Origin of the sequence: Bradyrhizobium sp. 76 (genome assembly GCF_023073025.1) — a bacterium.
In the GTDB taxonomy this organism is placed as follows: Bacteria; Pseudomonadota; Alphaproteobacteria; order Rhizobiales; family Xanthobacteraceae; genus Bradyrhizobium.
Window position 1 is genome coordinate 14,963 of the sequence record NZ_JADPIS010000059.1, and the last position, 16,836, is coordinate 31,798.

At 61.4% G+C, this 16,836-nt stretch carries 17 protein-coding genes; 2 read left to right on the top strand and 15 right to left on the bottom strand.

Features of this window, described 5'->3' with window-relative positions; translation table 11 throughout:
• Positions 1-32: 32 nt before the first annotated feature.
• Complete coding sequence (locus tag IVB48_RS12385; RefSeq protein ID WP_247400163.1) at positions 33-1,229, bottom strand: FAD-binding domain; 1,197 nt, start codon at positions 1,227-1,229, stop codon at positions 33-35.
• A gap of 230 nt (positions 1,230-1,459) precedes the next feature.
• On the opposite strand from IVB48_RS12385, the gene IVB48_RS12390 reads away from it, so the two are divergent.
• The gene (locus tag IVB48_RS12390; protein WP_247400164.1) at positions 1,460-2,518 is read left to right on the top strand and encodes an AI-2E family transporter; all 1,059 of its coding nucleotides are present in this window, start codon (positions 1,460-1,462) and stop codon (positions 2,516-2,518) included.
• 150 nt (positions 2,519-2,668) lie between these two features.
• Entirely contained in the window at positions 2,669-3,178 is a 510-nt protein-coding gene (locus IVB48_RS12395) for a hypothetical protein (RefSeq protein ID WP_247400165.1), read from the top strand.
• A 484-nt stretch (positions 3,179-3,662) separates the two neighbouring features.
• On the opposite strand, the gene IVB48_RS12400 is transcribed toward IVB48_RS12395, so the two are convergent.
• The 14 genes from IVB48_RS12400 to fdhD all read right to left on the bottom strand — a co-directional run bounded on the left by IVB48_RS12400 (position 3,663) and on the right by fdhD (position 16,778).
• Entirely contained in the window at positions 3,663-4,385 is a 723-nt protein-coding gene (locus tag IVB48_RS12400; RefSeq protein ID WP_247400166.1) for a DUF4396 domain-containing protein, read from the bottom strand.
• A gap of 125 nt (positions 4,386-4,510) precedes the next feature.
• Positions 4,511-5,293: a Crp/Fnr family transcriptional regulator gene (locus tag IVB48_RS12405; RefSeq protein ID WP_247400167.1), complete on the bottom strand. Its 783-nt coding sequence runs from the start codon at positions 5,291-5,293 to the stop codon at positions 4,511-4,513.
• 99 nt (positions 5,294-5,392) lie between these two features.
• Entirely contained in the window at positions 5,393-5,602 is a 210-nt protein-coding gene (locus IVB48_RS41350; RefSeq protein ID WP_346658986.1) for a glycoside hydrolase family 15 protein, read from the bottom strand.
• Entirely contained in the window at positions 5,527-7,173 is a 1,647-nt protein-coding gene (locus IVB48_RS12410; RefSeq protein ID WP_247400168.1) for a glycoside hydrolase family 15 protein, read from the bottom strand. The genes IVB48_RS41350 and IVB48_RS12410 overlap by 76 nt, the downstream gene beginning before the upstream one ends.
• 9 nt (positions 7,174-7,182) lie before the next feature.
• Positions 7,183-8,244 carry an SDR family oxidoreductase gene (locus IVB48_RS12415; RefSeq protein WP_247400169.1) on the bottom strand — a complete coding sequence of 354 codons (1,062 nt, stop codon included), beginning with the start codon at positions 8,242-8,244 and terminating at the stop codon, positions 7,183-7,185.
• A gap of 28 nt (positions 8,245-8,272) precedes the next feature.
• On the bottom strand, positions 8,273-8,653 hold the full coding sequence (locus IVB48_RS12420) for a sensory rhodopsin transducer (protein ID WP_247400171.1): 381 nt from the start codon (positions 8,651-8,653) through the stop codon (positions 8,273-8,275).
• Between the two features lie 2 nt (positions 8,654-8,655).
• A complete protein-coding gene (locus IVB48_RS12425) occupies positions 8,656-9,096 on the bottom strand; it encodes a PPC domain-containing DNA-binding protein (protein ID WP_247400173.1) in 441 nt (146 codons plus the stop codon).
• Positions 9,097-9,120: 24 nt separating this feature from the next.
• Positions 9,121-10,773, bottom strand: coding sequence for a GMC family oxidoreductase (locus tag IVB48_RS12430; protein WP_247400175.1), 1,653 nt, complete (start codon positions 10,771-10,773; stop codon positions 9,121-9,123).
• The gene (locus IVB48_RS12435) at positions 10,763-11,431 is read right to left on the bottom strand and encodes a gluconate 2-dehydrogenase subunit 3 family protein (protein WP_247400177.1); all 669 of its coding nucleotides are present in this window, start codon (positions 11,429-11,431) and stop codon (positions 10,763-10,765) included. The genes IVB48_RS12430 and IVB48_RS12435 overlap by 11 nt, the downstream gene beginning before the upstream one ends.
• A complete protein-coding gene (locus IVB48_RS12440; RefSeq protein WP_247400179.1) occupies positions 11,424-12,233 on the bottom strand; it encodes a hypothetical protein in 810 nt (269 codons plus the stop codon). Before IVB48_RS12440 ends, IVB48_RS12435 begins: the two co-directional genes overlap by 8 nt.
• 136 nt (positions 12,234-12,369) lie before the next feature.
• The gene (locus tag IVB48_RS12445) at positions 12,370-13,467 is read right to left on the bottom strand and encodes an enolase C-terminal domain-like protein (RefSeq protein WP_247400182.1); all 1,098 of its coding nucleotides are present in this window, start codon (positions 13,465-13,467) and stop codon (positions 12,370-12,372) included.
• Positions 13,464-15,239, bottom strand: a complete 1,776-nt coding sequence (locus IVB48_RS12450) for a thiamine pyrophosphate-requiring protein (RefSeq protein ID WP_247400184.1) — start codon at positions 15,237-15,239, stop codon at positions 13,464-13,466. Before IVB48_RS12450 ends, IVB48_RS12445 begins: the two co-directional genes overlap by 4 nt.
• A gap of 180 nt (positions 15,240-15,419) precedes the next feature.
• Entirely contained in the window at positions 15,420-15,779 is a 360-nt protein-coding gene (locus IVB48_RS12455) for a hypothetical protein (RefSeq protein WP_247400186.1), read from the bottom strand.
• A 159-nt stretch (positions 15,780-15,938) separates the two neighbouring features.
• Positions 15,939-16,778 (bottom strand): formate dehydrogenase accessory sulfurtransferase FdhD, encoded by an 840-nt coding sequence (fdhD, locus tag IVB48_RS12460; RefSeq protein ID WP_247400188.1) that lies wholly within the window; start codon positions 16,776-16,778, stop codon positions 15,939-15,941.
• Positions 16,779-16,836: the final 58 nt, after the last annotated feature.

The window sequence follows — 16,836 nt, forward strand, 5'->3', positions numbered from 1 at the left end:
TCCCCACGATCGCACCTCCCTTCTGGTGGGCGTTACTTCATGGCACCCGGCGCCAAGTAGTCAGGAAGTTCCAATTCGTCGGCGATGTCCCGCCCAATTGCGAGCCTCGCCACGCCTGGTATCGAGAAACTTCTGACCACGACGTTGCGGAAGAGCATTCCCCAGCGCGTTCTCGGCGCCAGCGCCCCAGCAAAGCGCTCGGCACCCCGCTGTTTCCGGCCTATATAACTCTTCAACCGCGCCTCGTACGTGGCAAACGCCTCGGAATATCGTCCACCGGCCATGGCAAGCTCGCCGGCCAAAACATAGGCTGAAATCATCGCCAGCGCCGTCCCCTGACCTGCCAGGAGCGAGACGCAGAAGGCGGCATCACCAATGAGTGCTATCCGCCCTCGTGACCAGTTGGGCATCCTGATCTGACTGACGGTGTCGAAGTAGAGTTCACCAGTGCGCTCCAGTTCGGCGAGCATCTGATCGCACTCCCAGCCATCTCCGCCATAGATTTCACGAAGGAGCGCCTTTTGCGAGGCCGGCGTTTCCGGCAACACTGAGTGATGCTCAGCAAATATCAAGAGAAACAACGTACGATCATCACGCAGCGTAAAGCGGCCTACCATGCGGCCCGGTTGACCGTAGATCAAATACACATCCTCGTCACGCGGCCGATAGCCCGGAGCTTCGAAGGCGGCCACGATATACCCCAGATGTCGCTCGAACTGCGTCGGCGGTCCAAAAGCCAACTTCCGAACGGCCGAATGCAGGCCGTCTGCCCCAATGAGAAGGTCAAACCTGCGCCTGCCGCCGTGCTTCAGTTGGACTTCGACGCCATCCGGTTTCTCTTCGACGAGAATGATCTCGTCTCCGAAAATGGCTTCAACGCAGCCGCTGATCCGTTCGAACAGCATGCGCGAGAGGTCACTGCGCTGAAGAGTAACGTATTTTCCATTCGTCAACTCGGCGAAAACGTCGATACCGAAGCCGGCCAGCCGATGGCCAGCTTCATCTGCGATCCGAAATTCCTGAGCGTGGTAGCCGTCGCGGTTGATCGCCGGGATCAATCCCATCCGTTCGGCGATGGTGTAGCCCAGCCCCCAGAAATCGATGACATAGCCTCCGCTCCGCAGCGTGGAGGCGCGCTCGACGAGCGTCGGTTGAAAGCCCGCTGCTTTCAGCCAATAGGCAAGCGTGGGCCCGGCAATTCCAACCCCGGAGATTAGAACGCTGTTCATGCCATCTCCTCAAAAACGAACGACGATCGGCACACGATCCCCGAGCTCGCTCTGGTGCTTCGGTGGTCTTGGGATGAGAATTATTCGCTTGCGTACAAGAACATTTGAGGCCGCGACAGAGTATTACATTCATCGCGACGGGATCGCCGCGATGATGTTCCGAGCACTCTCGCCTGCGCAACTTCAATCTCGAGCTTCGGAGACTGGACTGCTCCGACAAAGGAGACGACTTGGAAAACAAGTTGACTGTTCATGTCCGGCATATCGAGCGCACCCTTCGTGTAAGCGCAATCGCTCTATTCTTCGCTCTTTCGGTCTGGCTGCTTCGCGACATACTGTTGCTCTTGTTCAGCGCCGTGGTCATCGCTTGCGTCTTGCGGGGCGCCAGCGACGCGGTCCGTCGCGTAACGCGCCTCGGGCCATACACGGCTTTGATTTCCGTCGTTCTCGTGACAGGCCTCGCACTCGGTGCGCTGCTGTGGTGGAGGGGCAGCGCCATTTTCAATCAAGCCGACGAAATCAGCCGGCAACTGAGAACCCAACTATCGCGGATATGGGACGAACTGCAAAACAGCTCGTGGGGCTCGATCTTAGCTCAACAGTTGCAGATCGCCGGAAAGTCTCTGCGCACTGGCCTGACCGGCTACGTCACAGGCGTCGTTGGCTCCGTTCTCGGCATAGGTGGCACTCTCGTCGTTACGGCGGCGACAGCCGTATTTCTCGCTGCCTCGCCCCAACTCTATCTTGAAGGCTCGCTTCGTTTGCTTCCAATGGCTTGGCGACCACGCGGCCGCCACGTCGCCGGAGAGCTCGGTGCTACGCTTAGGCTCTGGTTTCTCGGCCAACTCGTCGACATGCTGATCGTGGGCGTGCTGCTCGGATTGGGCCTTCTCCTCATTGGCTCGCCTTTGCCACTATCACTGGCCCTACTGGCGGCCCTTCTGAACTTCGTACCATACATCGGGGCACTTGCAGGAGCAGTGCCGGCGATCCTTGTCGCTCTGGCACAGTCTCCTGTCCTTGCCGCTTGGGTCGCTCTCTTGTTTTTGACGATCCAGCTGTTGGAGGGAAATGTCATCGCACCATGGATTCAGAAACGAACCGTCTCGCTGCCGCCCGCACTTACGATACTTTCCCAAACCGTTCTCGGCACTCTCTTCGGTTTGATCGGATTGATCGTTGCCACGCCTTTGATCGCTGTCCTGCTCGTTGCCGTCCGCATGATCTATGTTGAAGCGTTCCTGGAGCGCGAGAGTAGACCGGCTTCCCTCGTTGAAGAACACCACTAAAAGAGCGGAGGCTGTGTAGTTTGTACGGTGTCGTACACTCGCGACTCCGGCCGGGCACTCGGCGCGACAAAGTGTCCCGAACTCTTGACGCGAGAAACCAACATAGCAGGCTCAAGTTGAGACCGCATTCTGAAGCTAGAGGAGCCACAGATGCGGAGACTTACACTTGCCCTTTCTCTCACCGGCCTCATCGCGATTTCTCCCGTCGGCAGTACCCAAGCTGCACCTTTGACCGCGCTCTCGGCTGCCGCGAGCCCGACGCAGCACACGTCGGCGGTGCAGGATAATCTCACCCAGATTCGCTGGCGTGGCGGCTGGGGGATCGGCGCCGGCCTGCTGGCAGGAGCCTTGATCGGCTCCGCCATTGCGACCCCGTACTATGAGGAATATCCGCCATACTATGGTTACAGATACCCCTACGGCTACCGTGGGTACTATCCGGCTTACGCCTATACACCTTACTGGGGTGGCTATGGTTGGGGGCCGCGACCATACGCCTGGGGCCCGCGCCCCTTGCGCTATAGCTACGGCTGGTCCGCGCCGAGGCCGTGGGGATATACGGTCCGGCGCGCGCACCCCTGGCGTCATAGCTACGGCTGGGCGCCGCGGCACTATCGGCACCACCATCACGGCGTGATCCGTGCGCACCATCGGTGGTGACGCTGCGCCTGTAGCAAAGTGCCCGGCCGCATTCAGTCAGTGGAGAAGCGCGCCGGGCGACGACGAACATTTCGTTGGAGAGGCTGCTGTCGACGTCGGGACAGAACCACCGATCGCAGAACAGGATGTCCGTCAGCCATTCGTAAGACTTCGAGAGGGCAATCACGGTGCAAGATTGGCTGTGTTGACGTCCTGCTTCCGAGTGACGTGCGTACCTACGGCTCGTTCCGCCGAGTATCAAAGCTCGTGCTTCCACAATGCGGGCATTTCGGAATCTTGTGTCCTTTTGTGACGTGAGTGGCCTGATGACATCGCTCACACCTGAAGTCTCCAGTCTCTTGCTGTCTCACCTGCATGCGCCGCCATGATACTTCTCCCTGTTGAGCGCGGGCGCCCCGTTTGGTCAAAGGGTCGCGAGCGGAAAGAGTTGCTAATTGTGTTCGGGGTCGTCAAAGCAACACCCTCAACCGATCGGAGCTTGCTCCTACATGCGTTCTTTGACGCCTGCCTCTACAAGCCACCAATTCACCGGGTAGCTCGTGAAAAATCCCGCGATCATCGCAATCTGCATCATGAACCAAAACTCCGGCATCGACGGCTCGAGCCTCACCCCGAAGAGATTCCTGAAGATCGCGAACTGCGCGATCGCCATAAAGCCGTACATGCCGATCTGCCAAGCAGTTAGGGAGAGAGTGTCTGCCTTCACAGCCTGGACGATTCCTGCGCCGGGTGACAAGTCGCGCATCGGTTTGATCGTGAAGTACTGAAATGCGACGCCGAGCACGAACGCGAACAGGTAATCCACAACCCAGATCGCGAACATCTTCTCTGAAAAAACGCTTTTCCATCCGGCCCAGATCGCAATCACCGGAAATGCAAGCGCAAGGCTTTCAGCGATGATGTCCCCGAGAGTACATCCGGCTCCGCAGTGCATGGCACCTTTTGCCACCATGACAGGAAAAGGAGTGCCCTTCTTGCTATCGGAGTGCTCATTTATCTCAGTCGCATCACGCGCTGCAAGCCGCCCAAACTGGTAGTACATCCACAGGGTCAGTACGGTGCCGAACAGACCGTTGACTGGCCAGACGACGTTCATGATCCACATGCGCTGTGGATGGCGGATCAGGTCGATCGCGATTACGATCGCGCAGACAAGTCCGACAGCCAAACTAGCCAGCGCCATATCTCTAAGCCAAACTGGAATCATGGCTCCTCCGTTGCTCGGAGAAGGAAACGTTCTGAAGATCGCTTTCGTTCAACTCGCGCCTTGGAGTTGGCCAAGATCAAGAGCTTTATCGCGGGCGAGCTCTCTGCAGAACTCGTATTCGACGTTCAATCATCACCACGCAGACGGCGGCCGATCTGCCGATCATACTCGCGCTGTATCAATCCAGAGCACGAACAAGCCGAGTGCTCGAGCTGATCCCGGTCGTGCAGTGTTATCGCGGCCCGGCTGTTGCGGATGATGCCGGCCCGTTCGAAAACTTCGAGACACTCGCTGACGCTTGCTCGACGAATCCCGAGCAATTGAGCCAAGACGGCATGCGTGATCGGCAGCTCGCTGGAACCCATAGCGTTCGCCGCAACGAGAAGCCACCGAGCAAGTCGCTGCTTGACGGAATGGAGCGAATTGCAGGCTCCCGCCTGTGACGTCTGAAACAGGACAAGATTGATGTAAGAGAGGATCACGCCGCGGAGCACCCCAAGATCGTCGAGCGCGGCGAGAAAGGCCCGCGCCGGAATTCGCAGTGCCGTTCCGCCCACCTGAACGACCCGCCGGTGCGGCGGCATCGGATCCTCTGGCGCCAATACGCAAGGCGCCCCGATCATTCCCTCCGAGCCGACCAGCCAAGCCTCCACGAAGCGCCCAGCCTCGACCTTGGCTGAGACGGATACTAGGCCGCTGCCAAGAAAGTAGACGTACTCCATCGGCAAGCGCCAATGGTGGAGGACCTGACGCGGCTTGAGCTCGACATCCGTCCCCATCGACTGAAGCACTGCCAGTTCCGTCTCTGGAATGCAGCGCAACAGCTTGTTACGTGAACCCAGGGGCCGAACGGTGTCTTTAAGCACAATCGACGCCAAATCCGGGCCTGTCGCCTGACCATCCCGCATTGCACTGCTCCCCTAGTCCGGAGACTGATTAGAAAGCGTCCGCCAGTCTTGAGAGAGTACGCGCTCCGGTCGGCAGCGGTTCCCTTTTCGTGCGTGCTACTATTTTCCCTGTGCCTCGCCCCTGTTTAAGGCGCTTCCCTCGAAGCGAAGGGCGGCGCGTACCAAAGCCAAATGGCTCAATCCTTGGGGGAAGTTGCCAGCAAGGCGTCGATCACGAACGTTGAACTCCTCAGCTAGAAGCCCCAGTTCATTTCGCGCATGCAACAGGTGCTCGAAGGTTCTCTCCGCTTCAGCCCGCCTCCCCTGCATAAGCTGGCATTCCGCGAGCCACCCGCTGCACGCCAGGAAAGCTCCTTGACGGATCGCCCCTGATGACCTGCGGTGAACGTAGCCTTCGTGCACGAGGTCGCGCTCGATCCTTTGATGGTGTTGCGGATGCGTTCGTCGGCTACGGGCAAAAAGCCCAGGAGAGGAAGGTTCAGAAGGCTGGCGTCAACCCCATCAGCTCCATAGTACTCCACGAACGTTTCACGCCTGCTGTCGAAAGCTTTTTCGCATATTTCGCGATGCATCCGGTCGCGCAACGCGGCCATCTGCTGGAGAAACGGGCGATCGGCTGCCCGATGCAGATCTGTGCAACTGACGAAACGATCCACTGCAGCCCAGGCTGAGACCTTGGAATAGGTGTAGTGACGCGAATCCCCCCTCAGCTCCCATAAACCGTGGTCAGGTTGCTCCCATACGCGCTCAACGTGATCGACGACAGCTGTGATCAGCTCGCTTTCCCGTTCCGTAGGCGCAATCCCGGCCTTGGCTGCGCCAGCTATGGAGTTCAGAAGTTCGCCATACACGTCAAGCTGACGCTGGGAAGCGGCCGCATTTCCGATCCGCACGGGTCCAACGCCCGCATATCCGGGCAACCAGGACGCGGTCCATTCCTCCAACCGGCGCGAGCCGTCGACCCGGTACATGATCCTGATCTTCTCCGGTTCGGCGCCGGCGGCCCTGAGAAGCCAGTCCCGGAACGCCTTGGCTTCATCACGATAGCCAGCCCCCAGCAGAGCGCTGAGTGTAAAGGTCGCATCGCGCAGCCAGCAATAACGGTAGTCCCAATTCAGGTGCGAACCCTGCGCTTCCGGAAGCGAGGTGGTGGGAGCGGCGATGATGGCGCCTGAAGCTCGAAAGATCATAGCCTTGAGCGTCAAGAGCGAGCGCCTGACAGCCTCAGGCCACCGCGTCTCGATGTCGAACTTCGCAATCCAACCGCGCCAATAGTCTTCTGTCGCATGCAGCGCGGCGCCCGGCGCCAGCGGCGGGGGCGGCAGCGCTGTGGCGCTGCCATAGCGAAGGCAAAAGGCGACCTGCTCGCCTTCTCGCACTTCCACTTCGCCAAGGATGCACGATCCCTGGCGAGAAAGCTTCGCGGGAGAATGCAGCACCACGAGATCCGGTCCCACGAACGCAACCGCCCGATCGTCGCCGACTTCCAGCGCGGGTCTCAAGGACCCATAGTCGAAGCGCAGATCCAGCTCGCTCCGCAGCTCGACTGTTCCAGCGAGGCCCAGCACGATCCGAATCACAGCGCATGCGCCGTCATGAATGGGCATGAAGTCGATCAGCCGGACGCGGCCCGTCGGCACCTCGAAATCGGTCTCCAGAATGAGCGTATCGGCGCGATAGCGGCGGCTGCAGGAAGTGCTGCCACCGGCCGGTGCGAGCTTCCAATAGCCGTGTGACCTCGTGCCGAGCAAAGCCGCAAAACATGCATCCGAATCGAAGCGCGGCCAGCACAGCCAATCAATTGAACCGTTGCGGTGAACCAGGGCGGCTGTCTGGCCGTCCGCGATCATCCCATAATCTTCGATGAGCTTTTCCGCCACCGCCCGTGCTCACCTGGATCGCTGGTTCCGTGCACGGTGTCGTTCGATCCCAGTGTGTCTGCGTTCAGAAGCGCTCGCTTGGGCGGCCAGCGCGACCGCGACGATCCCGATCAATGCCGCAACAGGCCCAAGCCGCAGCAGGCTCGCAGGCGCGACGAAGGCCTGATCGACCGCTTCCGAACCGAAGCTGCCTCGGGTGCGATGCAGGCCGTGCAGTGGCTTGACAAGATTGTCCGGGCGGATGGCATCGATGGCGTGCTCGGTCTGTTGGCCGGCGATACAGGTTCGGGCGAGATAGCGATCCAGCAAAGCCGGCGCGAGCATATTCCCGAAAATGACCTTGAGCGTGCTGAGACCGATCCAGTACTCCCTGGCAGGCTTTTGCACGGCCTTGTAGACCGCATTCGCGATCACCTCGGGCTCCACGACGGGGGCGACCGGCCGGGGCGAATGGGGCATATGCGCTCGTGCCCAATCGAATTGCGGCGTGTTCACCGCCGGCAGCTGAAGCATGGACAGATTGATCCTGCTCCGCTCGTGAATGAGCTCGCTTCGTAGCGAATCCGTGAAGCCGCGAATGGCGTGCTTGGCGCCGCAATAGGCCGACTGCAGCGGGATCCCGCGATAGGCCAAGGCCGATCCGATCTGGATGATGGTTCCCCGGTTGACCGGCCGCATGTGACGGAGAGCAGCCATCGTTCCATGCACGAACCCGAGATAGGTCACCTCGGTGACGCGACGGAATTCGTCCGGCGTCACGCGCCAAACCGGCGAGAACACCGTCACCATCGCATCATTGACCCACACGTCGATCCGTCCGAACGCCCCGGCGATGCGGTCAGCAGCGGCGAACATCGCGGCGGCATCTGCCACGTCGAGCGGCATGGCGATGGCTCGTCCACCCAGATCCTCGACCTCTCGCCTCACCTCCTCGAGCGCTTCGGCGTCGCGCGCGATGAGACCGATCGAGCAGCCCGCGCGCGCGAAACGGTGAGCCGTCGCCCGTCCGACGCCGGCGGATGCCCCGGTGATCACGGCAACAAGAGGCGAGGGTGCAGGCTTCTCGGGCACGTTCCTACTCCGTGGACTCGGTGTTATTTCATGGCTGCGCAGCCGGGTAGGCGATGGTCGACAGCAGCGCCATCGCCGGCTGCCGTGAGTCGAGCCTGGTGTGCTGGACGACAACCGGAGCGCTTGCTTCGATCAAAGACGCGTAGCTGGTGTCGCGCGGAACCGGTGCAGGGTCGCTCAAATCGTTGAAGCGCAGGTGAAGGGTGCGGCGAGCCGGCACTTTCAGGCGATATGGACCGACCGGCTCCCTGTTCTCGAAAAACAGCGTGATCTCGACCTGCACCTCGCGATCCCCGGCGTTCAGGAAGCAGGCCGCCTCGTGAGAGACAAGGTCGTGAGCATCGCTAACGCTGTCGCTTGGGATGTAACCTTCGGGGATCGCCCATACCGTCGAACCGAGACTTGTCATCGTCATTGCTCCAGTTTGATCAGCGCCAGCCCGGTGTCGGGATCGTGCATCTTGTGGAGATGCGCCGGGCTTTCGGTGACGATCATTTCAAGCGTCGGGCGCACCACTCCCGAGCCCAAGTGCCCTGCGAGCGCTGTGCCATCGCGCCGGCCAACGACCAGATGAATGTGAACGGAAGGATCGCCTGAAGGCGCAAGCGCGACATCCCCGACGAGTGATGCAACCTCGACCTGTTCATCGACCCGGTTTTCCAGGTAGGCCTTCTTCTCCCAATCGAAATATTTCAGCGTGAGACTGCTGAATGCCCCAATACCGGTGATTTGAGCTGCAGCAAGCTGCTGCGCTGCTGCGAAGGAACGGATGCTCGCCATCGCCTCATCACCGGTGTCCAGGACAACAGCAAAGGTTCGCTGAGCATCGTCGTTGAGAAGCTTGTGCTGCATCGAGTCCTCTCCCATGCCTGGTGGCTAAAACCTGATCTCTCCCAGCCGCGCCAGCGAGCGGATCCGGTCGGCCGTGCGGCATGCGATCGCCTGAATCGTGAGCGACGGATTCGCGCCGCCAACGGTCGGGAATACCGAGCCGTCACATATCCATAGGTTGGGAATGTCCCAGCTGCGGCAATCCGCGTTGACCACGCTGTTGTCCGGGCGACTGCCCATTCGCGCTGTTCCGTTAAGGTGACAGGTATCGTCGTGCTGGACCCAGATGTCCTTGGCGCCGGCGGCGGTCAGGGCCCGGCTCATGAAGCCGATCGAATGATCGATGAGGCGCTTGTCGTTGTCGCCCCAGGAGTACGTGACGCGGGGAATTCTGATCCCGTATTGGTCTACCTCGTCGGCGAGCGTGACCCGATTTTTCTCCTGAGGCAGCATTTCACCGACGATCTTCAGGCCAACCACGTGGTTGTAGCGCTTCATTTCTTCGACCAGCCGGGCTCCCCACAGTCCATGCGCGCTGGCCTGCGTGTTGGCCCAGAGTTGCGGCAGAGGGCCTTGACTCATGTAGGAGTAGCCGCCGAAGAAGTCCTTGCCTTCGTCCTTATAATTCCAGTGCTCGGTGATCGCGAGAGATGGAGGTCCCTTGTATGAGCGAACCTCCTCGTCCATGACGCCCCAAACCGCCTGGTTCGCCTGAGCCATCAGATTCTTGCCCAGGAGGCCGGAACTGTTGGCCAGTCCCTCCGGAAACTTATCGGTTGCAGAATTCAGCAACAGCCGGGGCGTCTCGATCGCATAACCGGCCACCACCACATTGCGAGCCTTCTGGAAGTGCCACTTATCCTCACGGTGATAGTGCACCCCGATCGCGAGCCCGTTGTCGTCGGTCTCGATCCGTCCGACCATCGCCAGGTCCCTGATTTCGGCACCTGCCGAGAGGGCGCGGGGAATCCAGGTCACGAGCGCGCTCTGCTTCGCGTTGGTCGAACAGCCCGCGACACAGAAGCCGCGATAGACGCAGGGATGCGCCAGCCCGCGCGGAGCAGAAAGGGTGGCGAGCGGCGTTTCCGTCCACGCGATGCCCATCGCCTCGCAGCCGCGGGCCAGCGCGCGGGCTGCAGCATTGAGCGGATGGGCGCGGTAGGGGTAGCGCGGGCGCGGAGGTCCCCACGGATAGTTGATCGGTCCGGATATTTTGAGGGCCTGCTCGACCTCCGTGTAGTAAGCCCACATCTCGCGCCAATCGATCGGCCAATCCGCACCGTAGCCGAGCTTGGTTCGAGCTTTGAACCATTCCGGGCGGAAGCGGAGCGACACCATGGCAAAATGCACCGTCGAGCCGCCAACGGCCTTGCCGCTGTTGTTGCTCCCGAGTCGCAGCGGGTTGTCCCCGTCGACGATGCGATCGTCGGTCCAATAGAGCTTGGTTTGCTCGGATTCGTCGGAGGCGAAGTCCTCCAGAGGACGGAAGTAAGGGCCGGCGTCGAGTGCGACGACCGAGAAGCCGTGTTCGGCCAGCTTGCAGGCCAGCGTTCCTCCACCCGCGCCCGTCCCGACGATGACGAAATCCACCGCTTCGTTGTCGGCGTATTCCCTCATGCTGACCCAGCGGCCCGGCCGGAAAACGTCGGGCGCGCGACCGTTGCGGGCACGGGGACTGTGCCGGGGATCATCGGACATGGCGGTTGATCCTCAAAGCGGTAACCTCATCTCCGGGCTTGGCTTCGGCGGCCTCCCAGGGGTCGCGATCGTCGAAATCGAGACGCACATAACCGCGCGGACTGGCCGGTCCGCCCCAGCCGATCTCATTCCAGGCGGCCGGGTGCGAGTAATATGCCAGAACCAGATCGTGGAGCAGGCGGTGCTTGAAGAACGCGCCGGACGGCATGCCGACCCATTCGCGCGCGTGCAATTCACCGGCCTCGCAGCGTTGCAGCAACGCGTCTTGATCAGGCCCGGCGATCTCGGCGAACCGCAAACCATAGAAACTTCGCGCCTCCGCATTGAAGGCATTGAGCCCAACTCGCCACGCCTCACCATCTCGCGGCATACCGGCTGGGCGATAGCCGTCGAGGACGCCATCTTGCAGCTTTCTATCAAGGAGTGCCGCAACCGGAATACGCGAAGGCCAGCGGGCCTGCGGAACTATTCGGTTCGCCATCGCCGTGACGGATTCGAATTCTTCCGCCGTGAAAAAACGCGGCTCGTTCGCGACCGCAAGCCGATGCGAGATGACGTCCCGCGTCTTGTCATTCCAGGACGGACTGTTCCACTTCGCAAGGACGTCATAGCCGGGGTAAACATTCCCTGGGCCGCGCTGAGAGGTCCTGTCAGCCATCGGACGACTCTTTCATGAGCTCGAGCGCGGCAAGCCCGGCCAGCGCAAGTCCTGCGAAGCTTGGTGGGGCGGGCAGCGGCGGACCATTGAGAATGTTCTGGCTCCAGTTGCGCCAGCCACCCATGTTTCGTGAGATCCCATAGGCGTGCAAGCCGACACCAGCGAATCCCATTACGACGAGCAGCCGCATCCACCACCTGGTGGCGCGGTGCCCGCTCTTTCCGCTCCCGGCGGCGGTGGCGCCGAGCAACCCGGCGCCGATTGGAGGAAGGGTGACCGGAATGGCCATGAGCGGGTTGTGAAAGGCACCGCGAAAGTGCAGCAGACCCGCCTCCCCGCTCGTGCCCAGCAGGCCGAGCGCTGCAACCGTCGCAACGGTCTTGCCGGCCGGAAGGCTGAGCACGCGAGGACGGCGCCGCGGCCCATTGGCGCGCAGCCGCTCCGAGCAGAAGCCCAGCAGGCCTGACAGCAGAATAGCCATGGGGGCCCCGAGTGGGGCGCCATAGAAGAGGTTTTGCCAGCTGAACCCGCCCACCTTCTTGGTGACGTTGTAGATGTGAAAGCCCGTGCCAAGCAGGCCTGTTCCAGCTGCCAGTAGGTAGGAGGTGTCGCGCGCGTTGTGAGCGACGGGGCGCTTGTCGGCCGTGCCATGCAGGCTCATTGCCAAAGTCAGGCCCGCGACGACGATCGGCGTCAGCATGGCTTTGTTCTTGAAAGAGCCGCGGTAGTGCTCCACGGCACTGTCGGCAAGGACCGATGCGGCGAGCGTGCCCGCTGCCCGATTGAGCCGTCGCGCCGCCAACACGTTGTCGGACTCGCGGCGGTCAGGACGTGACAGCGAACGGCCCCCAGGCAATGACCCCCCCTGTGTCAGCGTGCTCCTCTCCTCCGCCACTCTGTTCGGGGTGAGGCCGTGGGCTCTTTGTATTCTCGCGTGCTCAGACCGCATAACGTGCAGCATCCGCTTCCTTGAAGATCAAACCATTGCCCGGCCGGGTCAGGTCGGGCTCGATCGCGCCATTGCGCGCCAGCGGAGCACCATCGAACAACAGGTGCTCGATGCGAACATGGTCGTGAAACCATTCGAGGTGGCGGAGCCGGGGCACCGCGCAAGCTGCATGCAAATGCAATGCAGGCGCGCAGTGGCCAGAGAGGTCGACGTGGTACGCGTCGCAAATCGCGGCGGCCTGCAGAAACCCGGTGACGCCGCCGCAACGTGTGAGGTCCGCCTGCTGCACGTCGACCGCGGACGCTTCCAGCATCCTCCGCACATAGTCGGTCGTATAAGCATATTCTCCGGCAGCCACGTCCATACCTGCGGGCGCGCGCTCGCGGATGGCCCTGAGCCCTCGCAGATCATCCGACGATACCGGCTCCTCGAACCATGTCACGCCCTGCCTTGTGAAAACGCCGGCAAGCTGCAGCGCTTGCTTCACGCCGTAGGCACCGTTTGCATCAACGAAAAGCTCCGCCCGCTCGCCGATCGCGCGCCTCGCGACGTCGACGCGGTGAGGATCGAGCTCCGGCTCCGAGCCAACTTTCATTTTGACATATCTACAGCCTTGCTCCGCGACCCAGCCGGACAGCTGGCGAGTGAGCCCGTCATCGGAATAGGAGGTGAACCCGCCGCTCCCATAGATCGGGACGGCCGGGCGGGAGCTTCCCAGCAATTGAACCAGCGGCACTTGCATAAGGCGCGCCTTCAGATCGTAGAGCGCCGCATCGACGGCCGAAATAGCTGTTGCCGCAAGACCTTCGCGGCCCAGATTACGCACCGACCGCTGCATGGCCAGCCACGCCGCCTGGGGTGCAAAGGCATCCTTGCCCTGGACCGTGCCAGCGAGCTTGCCCGCGACCAGCCCGACCGCACTTCGATCGGTGTAAGTGTAGCCGATCCCGGATTTGCCGCCGCCGACGGCTTCCACAAGCACGAGAGTGGTGGAGCTCCAGCTGATCGTGCCGTCCGCCTCAAGCCGATCGGTCGGGACCTCGAACGCCCGCGCCTGCAACGTTTCGATCGGCACCTCTGGCATCATCCCTTCCCCGGCATCACGCTCGTCAGCAGCTCCTTGGCGCTGTTCTTCAGGACGCTTCCAAGCTCGGGCTCGGAAGGAATCATGCTGACGAAGTTCTTGGCATCCTTCAGGGTGATGTGCGGAGGAAGCGGCGGCACGTTCGGGTCGGTATATGCTTCGAGGACCACAGGACAATCCGCGGACAGCGCCTCATCCCAAGCAGCACCCACGCGGTCCGGATTATCGACAAAGATGCCCTTCAGGCCAATAAGCTCCGCATATCGGTGGTAGGGGAAATCCGGAATGCTCTGCGTTGATAGCGTCTTGCCCGAGCCGAGCTGAATCCGCTCCTCCCATGTGACCTGATTGAGATCGCGGTTGTTGAGAACCAGTACGATCAGCCGAGGGTTCGACCAGTTCTTCCAGTATTTTGAGATCGTGATCAACACGTTGAGGCCGTTCATCTGCATGGCGCCATCGCCCATGCACGCGACCACGGTGCGGTCAGGGTAAGCCATCTTTGCCGCAACAGCGTAAGGTGTTCCCGCGCCCAATGAAGCCAGACCACCGGACAGCGAGGCTTTCATACCGCGCCGCATCTTCAGATCGCGCGCGTACCAGTTGGCGACAGAGCCGGAATCCGCGGTGATGATCGCATTCTCCGGCAAACGCGGCGACAGCTCCCAAAATACGCGCTGTGGATTGAGAGGCTCTGCTGAATCCATTGCCCGCCGTTCGAGGGTCTGCCACCATTCCCGCACCCCCTCTTCGATCTCTTGCCGCCATGCTGAATCCTGCTTCTGCTGCAGAAGGGGCAGCAGCGCCTGCAAGGTCGCCGAGCTGTCCCCGACGATATTGACCTCCATGGGATAGCGAAGACTCAAACGTGCGCCGTCGATGTCGATCTGAACGCCCCGCGCCGAGCCTGGTTTCGGCAGGAACTCGCTGTACGGGAACGACGACCCCACCATCAGAAAGGTGTCGCAGTTCTTCATGAGGTCCCAGCTCGGCTTGGTACCAAGCAAGCCGATCGAACCCGTGACAAAGGGCAGCTCGTCAGGAAGCGCGGCTTTGCCGAGCAGGGCCTTGGCGACTCCGGCCTGAAGGCGCTCTGCGACTGCGATCACGTGGTCGGTCGCGGTCAGAGCACCCGCTCCGACCAGCATCGCGACTTTGCTGCCCTTGTTCAGCACCTCGGCCGCCGCGCGTAGCGAAGCTTCATCGGGACGTTTCGCGGGATCGGCGTAACCGGTCCCGGTATGTGTTGCCCCATGCGCCAGCGGCGGATCCCGGTAGTCCAGTTCCTGCACGTCCTTAGGAAGGATCACGCAAGTGACGGCGCGCTTGTTGTGGGCAATGCGCACGGCGCGATCAATCAGGTGGCGCACCTGCTCGGGTACGCTTGCCTGTCCGACGTATTCTGCCACGTCCTGAAACAGGACCTGCAGATCGACTTCCTGCTGGTAGCTCGCCCCGATCGCGCTCCTCGCCTGCTGGCCGACGAGAGCGACCACAGGTACATGATCCATCTTGGCGTCGTACAGACCATTGAGGAGATGGATCGCGCCGGGCCCCGAGGTCGCGTAACAAAGCCCGACCTGCCCTGTAAACTTGGCATGGGCGGAAGCCATGAAGGCGGCCATCTCCTCATGCCGGACCTGCACGTATTCCATCTTGTCTTTCGCGCCTTCCAGAGCGACGTCCAATCCTCCGACCCCGTCCCCAGGATAGCCAAACACCCTGCTCAAGCCCCACTCGGAGAGCCGGTGCCAAACAAATTCGCTGACGTTCATTGGATTACTCGCTTTCGCGCAGCCGACGTAGCTCAAACGCTTCTGCTATTGGCCGGTTCTCGCGGATCTCTGTACGCTCGCGTACGTCTCCGAGCCTTTATTGGCTCACCATCCCGCGCCAGCAAGCGAAAAACGCCGGCCCGCTATGGACCAGGAGCGATGTTCGTCTAAGATGGAGGACTACTTCGGCGCCGCGTTGTTGTTCGAAGAGCTGGCCCCGGTCGTGCCCTGAGAGTTGGTTGTGGAGCCGGTCGTGGCCGTGTTCATGGCTTCGAACACGGACATGCCATGTGGACCGATCGTCATCACCATCGGATTGCCGTCCTTCGTCTTGGCCTGGACGACGAAGGATTCGGCAACGATCTTGATGTCGGTGAAACCTGCCTTCTTCAGATCATCCTGGATTTTCTGCACCACCGTGTTCTGGCCCGAGTTGGGGGCAGATTGAGAGGATGTCGCCGAATTAGTGCCACCTTGCGCGAATGCAGGACTGGAAGCCGCCGCGGTAAGCAAGACGGCCGCCAAAAGCGTGTTCTTCATTGCTGTCTCCTTTAGTTTTGATGAACACAGCTACAGCGCTGGCCAGCCCCAGACGTTCCGACTGGAGCCCTTTCGGTCACCCGAAGTCGGTACGAGAGCGAACAAACCCCCGGACTAGGATTCCCCAAGGCTCTCCGATGAATTCGGCAGGAAAGTAATTCAGGCGCGGACGGGCACGGCTTTTGAAACCAAGTCTCCCTCTCCGAACCCCAGTCGGCTGGCGTGGCTGAATATCTCGTAGCCATCGTCACGCGCGATCGCGACGAGCGTGACGCCGGCCCTCTCAGCGGTCTCGATCGCCAGCGAAGTCGGCGCCGATACGGCGACGAGGAGCGGCGCGCCCATTCTTGCTGTCTTTTGCACCAGTTCGACGGAGACTCGACTGGTGATGAGTACAGCTCCCGGTGACGTCTCCAGGCCGGCCCTGGCGACCGCTCCCGCGAGTTTGTCCAAGGCGTTATGGCGGCCGACATCTTCCTTTATCGATCGAATAGCATTGCCGTCCCAAAACGCCGCAGCGTGCATGGCCCCTGTCGCCTGGTTGTGATGCTGGAGCGGGCGCAGGGCGCGCATCGCTGACAGGATGTCGAAGGGGCGAAATCCACCCCGGCTGACGATGCGCGGCGGCGGCGGGCAAGCTTGCTCCAGGCTTTCAATTCCGCACAGGCCGCAGCCGACCGGCCCGACCATCGCTCTTCGCCTGGTGGCAAGGCGATCACAATGGGAGTCGTCAAGCCAGATCCGCAACTCGCAACCGAGCTCGAGCTCGACGACGTCAACGCTGATGATGTCGTTGCAACGTTCGACAATGCCCTCGTTTAAGCTGAAGCCGATACCGAAATCCAGGAGGTCGGCGGGCGAGGCCATCATCACCGCATAAGTCGAGCCGTTGTAAGTGAGCGCGATCGGCCGCTCCTCTGCCACCCTGCGCCAGGACCGGATTGGTCGGCTGCCTCGCCAAACCAGCTCCGGCTTGTCCAGTGTGCAGCGATCATCCACGTCCCGCTCCCGATCTGCGTCTGGCAACCTCTTCCGGCGAGCCCGGTTCCAGCTCGAG

Excerpts from the sequence above, each read along its gene's own strand:
- IVB48_RS12385 (WP_247400163.1), bottom strand. The coding sequence starts at position 1,229 with ATGAACAGCGTTCTAATCTCCGGGGTTGGAATTGCCGGGCCCACGCTT.
- IVB48_RS12395 (WP_247400165.1), top strand. The coding sequence starts at position 2,669 with ATGCGGAGACTTACACTTGCCCTTTCTCTCACCGGCCTCATCGCGATT.
- IVB48_RS12400 (WP_247400166.1), bottom strand. The coding sequence starts at position 4,385 with ATGATTCCAGTTTGGCTTAGAGATATGGCGCTGGCTAGTTTGGCTGTC.
- IVB48_RS12405 (WP_247400167.1), bottom strand. The coding sequence starts at position 5,293 with ATGCGGGATGGTCAGGCGACAGGCCCGGATTTGGCGTCGATTGTGCTT.
- IVB48_RS41350 (WP_346658986.1), bottom strand. The coding sequence starts at position 5,602 with ATGCAGGGGAGGCGGGCTGAAGCGGAGAGAACCTTCGAGCACCTGTTG.
- IVB48_RS12420 (WP_247400171.1), bottom strand. The coding sequence starts at position 8,653 with ATGACAAGTCTCGGTTCGACGGTATGGGCGATCCCCGAAGGTTACATC.
- IVB48_RS12425 (WP_247400173.1), bottom strand. The coding sequence starts at position 9,096 with ATGCAGCACAAGCTTCTCAACGACGATGCTCAGCGAACCTTTGCTGTT.
- IVB48_RS12430 (WP_247400175.1), bottom strand. The coding sequence starts at position 10,773 with ATGTCCGATGATCCCCGGCACAGTCCCCGTGCCCGCAACGGTCGCGCG.
- IVB48_RS12435 (WP_247400177.1), bottom strand. The coding sequence starts at position 11,431 with ATGGCTGACAGGACCTCTCAGCGCGGCCCAGGGAATGTTTACCCCGGC.
- IVB48_RS12445 (WP_247400182.1), bottom strand. The coding sequence starts at position 13,467 with ATGATGCCAGAGGTGCCGATCGAAACGTTGCAGGCGCGGGCGTTCGAG.
- IVB48_RS12450 (WP_247400184.1), bottom strand. The coding sequence starts at position 15,239 with ATGAACGTCAGCGAATTTGTTTGGCACCGGCTCTCCGAGTGGGGCTTG.
- IVB48_RS12455 (WP_247400186.1), bottom strand. The coding sequence starts at position 15,779 with ATGAAGAACACGCTTTTGGCGGCCGTCTTGCTTACCGCGGCGGCTTCC.